Origin of the sequence: uncultured Succinivibrio sp. (genome assembly GCF_902756765.1) — a bacterium.
Classification (GTDB): Bacteria; Pseudomonadota; Gammaproteobacteria; order Enterobacterales; family Succinivibrionaceae; genus Succinivibrio.
The window spans coordinates 1-5152 of sequence record NZ_CACVSS010000110.1; the positions used below are offsets into that span (position 1 = coordinate 1).

The window sequence follows — 5152 nt, forward strand, 5'->3', positions numbered from 1 at the left end:
AACTCAACTTTTGCATTTCAAAAATTGAGTTAAAACGTTAAATATAAGCGGTCTAGCACTGCTTTTGCTCTTTAAAATACGATTTTTGATTATTAAGACCGATGTGATATTAGGAAAATGGCTTAAAAATGACGTTTTAGAGGTGTTTTTGATTGAATGAATGTGTATAAAATGGTATAATTTATGTTACAAAATCAATAAGTTAAACCAAATTATACACAACATTATGATAACCAAAAATTCAACTTCTTGCAATAGAGCTATTTCATTTGAGTCAATTTTTACTTACATCGGTGTAAGCACTCTTTTACGTAAAGCTAAGTTTGTAAAACGCTCTGTATCCTAATCTGTATAGATTCTTTGAATCTACAGAAGGAAAGTCATTACCTTTCAGTAGGGATTCTGCATACAGATTCTTATCTAATCCAAGTTATGACTGGCAGTCTTTGATGCTTTATATGGCTTCTTTTATCATCAGCTTTATCTGCAAGCTCAATAAAGATAATAAAGAGCAGATTAACTGCTTGGTTGTAGACGATACCATGATTGAAAGATGCAGAGGTAAGAAAGTAGAACTCTTATCAAGGCAGTTTAATCATGTCATTGGAAAATCTGTTAAAGGCTTTACTAACTTAGCCTTAGGTTGGACTGATGGAGTTAACTATATTCCTGTATTAAGCTATCTAATTGCCTCTAACAGAGAGAACAATCTAATTAGAAAAGCAGACACTCATGGCATTGATAACAGAACCACTGGAGCTAGACGTAGAAAGATTGCTTGTACAAAGAAACCTGAAGTTCTTATCAGTATGTGTAGAAGAGCTATAAGAGAAATACCTGCATCTTACATTCTGATGGACTCTTGGTTCTTTTCAGACTACCTTGTTAAGAAGCTTAAAGAGTTAGGTTTACAGTCAATCTGTCTTGTTAAAAGAAACCTTAATTTCAAACTAGAGAAAGACTCTGATAAATCATTTTCTCAGATAAATCTTCTCAAGCATATCAATGGTGGTAAGCTCAATAAAGGCAATCTAATTACCTCAATCATTGCTTATACAAACAAAGGTCTTAGAGTTAGACTTGTCTTTATTAAAGCAAACGTCTCTAAAGAATGGATTTGCATCGTAAGCACTGACTTAGACTTATCTCCTGAGAAAGTAATTGAACTGTATGGCAGAAGATGGTCTATTGAAGTTGCCTTTAAAGCACAGAAAAGTTACCTTGGCTTAAAGAACGAATGTCATGCTCATGATTTTGATACCTGTAATGCCTTTATGGTTATCTCCAACATCAGATTCCAAATCATGGAGTTTAATAGACGCCATGATAACGATCCACGCTCTATGGGAGAACTTTTCTACAATATCCGTTCTGAACTTACTGCTTTAACCTTTGCTGAAGCTCTAGAGAGTCTACTAAACCTCATTGACGATCTTGCCAACAGCTTAGATGCTGCAGGCTGTATCCGTAAAGGTAAGCTTGCTAAAGCAAAGGAAGTAATAGCTGCAAAAATCTCTGAGTGGTACTCTGGTATAACAGACTACATCAGAATGTATATACAGCTACCACAAAGTTCTTGATAATCAAAAATCGTATTTTAAAGAGCAAATGCAGTGTTAAACCGCATTGTTATCAGCATTTGGAGCTAAAATCCAAATGCAAAAGTTGAGTTATTAAATTTTTTCAAAAATTTTTTTACCATAGCTTTTAAAAGCTTAACTTCCAAAAATTGACTTTACCTCATTGTATTAATGGCACTTTCTCAAAAACAGGGGCTATTAATTCAAAATCTTTTAAGGTATCATAAGGCAGTTTTAAGCTGTTTTATCTTTAGTATTCACATCATAAAAGGAGGTTAAGATGGCTGACAATACCAGAGGCCAGGACTTAACCTCTCTGTCAAAGGAAGAGCTGATTGAGCTTCTTTTAAAACGAGAACGAGACTCTTTGGAAAAGGAAAAAGAGAGCTCTCTTAAGATATCAGCTATGGTGAATAACCTCAGAGCAGTCATTTCACAAAAAGATGCCTCCCTAAAAGCCTCTGAGGATGAAAAACAGAAGCTTATTGACGAAAAAGAAAAGCTCAAAGCTGCCAATGACAGTCTTAATAAGACTAACAAAACTCTGAATGCTCACAATGCCGGTCTGGAAAAGACCAATATCAGCCTTAAAGAGCTTAATGCTTCTCTGGAAAAGACTAATGTCAGCCTTAAAGAACTTAATACTTCTTTGGAAAAGACCACAGACTCTCTTAAAGAGCAAATAAAAAAACTGAAGAAATTCAGACAGACCGCCTTTGATTTGATAAACAATGTTCTGGCAAATATTAGAAACTACTACTTTGTTTTTAAAGACTTAAAGGCTGATGACATTCCACAGACTGATGATAGAAATATGCTTGAGGTCAACATGTTCCTTGAGCAGAAAATCACAGTTCTCTTAAATACGGCACTCACCTTTTTAGAACATCAGCGTAAAGCTCTCAATCTGCCTCGTTCTGAGAAAACACCTCATAGTGAGGCATCAGACATGACAGCAGACAACAGTGCCGATATACAGGCCCAGGCAGATGGTGCTTTAGAAATACAAAAGGAAGTGACCGTCCAGCCTTGTGATAATGATGCAGCTGACTTTGATGAGGCATCCTCATCTGTCACTATAAGTGCTGATACTGATGAAGCAAAAGCAACAGATGACAAACCTCAGGAGGATGCCGTTGCTGTTCTTATGAGCGGCTGCTCAGCTTCAAAGCCTGAGTCAGTAGCAGCAGGACTTACTGCTGGAACTGCTGTTCTCTCTATGCATACAGTGAATGACACCAAAAGCCTTAATGACAGTCACCGCAAACGCAAATACGACAGCTTTATCAGCGTCAATAACTCAAATCAGGTGGCCGGTGTCATAAGCGGCACTAACGGAAACCGTATTGCGCTTCACTGCCCGCAGTGTGGAAAGGTACAGGAGTTTGTCATTCTTTCCAGGCTCAAGAGAGTTAACTCCATCCTGACCGCCGACGGCTCTTTAAATTCAGTGAAAACTGTCCTTGCCAAAGTACAGGATGCTGAGTGCACCCGCTGCGGCACCAGGGTTGAAATAAATCCTGTGGCAAAACCTGAATTCAGCTATGAAAGCGTTCATAACAAAGAGCGATTTACTCTCGACGTGCAGGAGAAAAACGCAATTGAAAATGCAAAAAATGTGTTAAATCAGTCATTAACTGATACTGATGAGAGTGATAAAAACGAGAGTCTGGCAGACGACAGGCAGGCGTCATACAAACAGGACAACAAGGCAAGGCAGAAAGATCGCAAACAAATCTATAAGGACATCGTAAAATGTGATGACACAACCAGCCATAGCTTCAGCCTTAATGACAATCTTATGGATGCAGGAGCTGGACTTGCACCTGTTATCAATCCATATTTCTTTGACGCAGAAACCTTTGGGGTGACACCGGCCTTTTTAAAATCAGTAATGTCGGTATCATTCCTCTCCTCCTGCGGCACACTCTTTTCACAGCTTGGTGCGCCTAAGAACCGGGTATACAATTTCTACGAGGGCAACGGTCTGCCATTGACACGAGAGCAGACAACAGCAGGACTCAATGCCTTTGCCCGAGCCTTTCTGCATGGTGTAGCTCTTACCATCCACGATGATATCCTTAGAGACTCATCTGCAGTTGTATGTGATGAATCCACACTGCTGTGCAGGGAGAATTCATATAACAAACACCTGGGCAGCGGCAGCAGCAAGTCTCAGATTTGGGTAATGACCAGCGGCTTTACCTCTCCTGTAAAGGCAGCGTGGTACACAGTATCACCTGGCAGATGTGCAGACAATGTCGTAGATATCCTCAAAGATGGATGCAAAAAAGACGGTCCTTTAAAATATGTCATCTCTGATGGATATGCCGGCTATGACAGCGGTATTAACACCTTAGAGGAAATCACCGGCATCAAACTTAAAAGCTGCAGGTGCTGGGCCCATGCCAGAAGAGGACTATGGAAGCTGCTTTTAAACAAGGGCCTTATCAGTGTCTATGGAAAAGAGCTTCTGCCAACAGGCTGTGCCTTCAGCTGCTTTGAGGAGAATCTCCAAAAATACCGCCAGACAAAAGCCGGCAAAAAGTTAAAGGATAATGACGTATCGCTTCTGACCATATTCTACCTTATCAATGCGCTGTTCGTGATTGATTCTGAGGTGATAAAAGCTCATCAGTATGTATGTGATACAGAAGAATTTAAAAAGGACTTACTTAAAGCAAGAAAGGAAAAATCTGCAAAGATAGTGGATTTGATATTTGACTGCATCAGACTTTATGTTGCTGACAATAAAGATATCATGTCTGTTAAAAAGACCACAAAGGGTGAATACACATTCATAAGAAACCGCTCTTTCCCTGAATCTGGTGCTCTTATCTACCTTTTGAAATTTGAAAAGGCGCTAAAGGAGTTTATCACCTCTCCTGATATAGAGCTGACCTCTTCTGCAGCTGAAAGAGCTCTTAAGCTTGGTATCTGCACCCGCCATGCCTGTATGTTTATTCAGTCAGAAGATGGTGCTCAGGCCTTTGCTGATTACCAGACCATTGTCAATACCTGTAACCTAAACCGTGTGCCGGTACAGCACTATATGATGTGGCTTACTGCCAATATCAGACAGCGTCTTTTGAAAATGCAGAATGAAGGTCATAGTGATGCCACTTTCTTTAGTATGCCTCATAAGACACCTGTAAAAGATAAGGATGGCAAAATTACTGAATACCTCAATATGTACGATAAGAAAAACAAGATCTGCTACGATAAAGTAGATACCAGAGGCCTTGCCCCTTATGATTACCGTCGCTACCTTGAAATGCAGGATCATACTGCAAAATAGGAAATAAGCCCTGCGGTGCGCTCCGCAGGCCTTCACATCATTAAATTCAGCTGAAAATCTAAAAATCCTCACTTTAAGAACCTCATTAGCATGCCTTCTGAGGTTTTATTCCCCATTAAGCCTTCATTTACTCTAAATCGCATAATTAAAGCCGGCGCGATCTGCAGCAAAATCAGGGTGTCACTCCTTACTTGGGAGCTTGGGAATATTGTATAAGTGATCAGAGCGGATGGTTAGGGGCTAAATAATTAACAGTTACGTTGCCTTCCAGTTA

Annotated in this window: 2 protein-coding genes; both read left to right on the plus strand. The window is 39.6% G+C overall.

What is annotated here, in order from left to right; genetic code table 11:
* Window positions 1–347: 347 nt before the first annotated feature.
* A complete protein-coding gene (locus tag QZU45_RS10745; protein ID WP_295355167.1) occupies window positions 348–1580 on the plus strand; it encodes a transposase in 1233 nt (410 codons plus the stop codon).
* Window positions 1581–1860: 280 nt separating this feature from the next.
* A complete protein-coding gene (locus QZU45_RS10750) occupies window positions 1861–4878 on the plus strand; it encodes a transposase (protein ID WP_295355166.1) in 3018 nt (1005 codons plus the stop codon).
* Window positions 4879–5152: the final 274 nt, after the last annotated feature.

Excerpts from the sequence above, each read along its gene's own strand:
- QZU45_RS10750 (WP_295355166.1), top strand. The coding sequence starts at position 1,861 with ATGGCTGACAATACCAGAGGCCAGGACTTAACCTCTCTGTCAAAGGAA.